Annotated in this window: 1 protein-coding gene; it reads right to left on the bottom strand. The window is 56.5% G+C overall.

The genetic code is table 11. The annotated features are described in order from the left end of the window. Positions 1–334: 334 nt before the first annotated feature. Positions 335–1,185, bottom strand: an 851-nt coding sequence (locus tag WMO24_RS00300; protein WP_349214027.1) for a plasmid recombination protein, incomplete at its 5' end; no start/stop codon positions are given.

Raw genomic sequence — 1,185 nt, 5'->3', positions numbered from 1 at the left:
CCGCCCCCTTTGCCCCCTCGCTCTGGGGCATGGAAATGATGGAAAACCTTTCAGGTTTACCACATTCCCACACCCCGCCGCTCACCCCCATAACCCCCTCCGACTTTCTCCCTGTCCGAGAGAGAATATTTTATTATTTTTTCCCTGGCCTAAAGGCCATAGGGGGGCATATATTATCAATATATTTTATTCCCTATTTTACGACACGCTAACTTCCTGCTATCCCCTGTACCCCCATAGGGGGGCATATATTATCAATATATTTTATTCCCTATTTTTACTGTTATTATAGCCTGTCCGGGCGGCTCTTGCCAGGCCCCCTGACAGGCTTCTTTTACAGCTCCATACCACCCCAGGTGTGGCTCCGTTCCTGCTCTCTTTCCGGCTGCTGCACTTCTGGCACAGGTAGCAGCTCACGCGCCTTTTCGACCAGGGGCCGGAACTGCTCTGGCAAGTGCCGATCCAGGAAATCCAGCACCGCCCCGATCCCTTCCTGGAGCCGCGCCGAAAACCCGCGCGCCCGGCTCAAATCTTCTTCCAGGTATTCCACCTGCACTTTGAGCTGCCGGTTTTCATTTTCAAGCCGCTGCCGCTCCTGGGCCTCCTTCAGCTTTTCTTTCGTCGAGGGGATTTTCTGCTGAAGCTGTTGGTTTTCTACCTTCAGCTCCCGCACCTTCTGCTCTGCCGCCGCGCCCCGGATCACCGCCGCCTTCAGCTCCTTCACCTGCTCCACCGTCACGCCCTTGACGGCCCCTGTCAGCGTCTTTTCCGGCTGTATTGCGTCCAAATCGGGCTTGACCTTCTCCACCGCTTTCAGCAGCTTCACATTCCCTTGCAGGGCCTTTCTCTGCTTTTCCAGGGCCGCGATCTCCTGCTCTGCCGCTGTCACCTGTTCCTGGATAGCTTCAAGCCGCTGGGCCGCTGCTCTGTACTCTGGCAGCTCCATATGAGGCCGACCACCGCCCAAGCTGATAATCTCAAACTCGTGCGCCTGGGCGATTTCCGTTAGGGATTCTTTCTCCCGTTCCATCCAGGCTTTCCATTCCGTCTGCTTCCGGCCCAGCCCTTCAAATCCCTGCTGCTTTAACGCTTGTTTCATTGATACCCGCGTCGAAAGGCCCCGGCTCTGCTCCGTTGCCACCGGCACGAAGTCCACATGGAGGTGGGGCGTGGCCTCGTCCATGT

This window comes from Ruthenibacterium intestinale (assembly GCF_040096265.1).
Lineage (GTDB): Bacteria > Bacillota > Clostridia > Oscillospirales > Ruminococcaceae > Ruthenibacterium > Ruthenibacterium komagatae.
The sequence above is the reverse complement of the archived record's forward strand: the minus strand, read 5'-3'. Positions and strand labels throughout refer to the sequence as shown.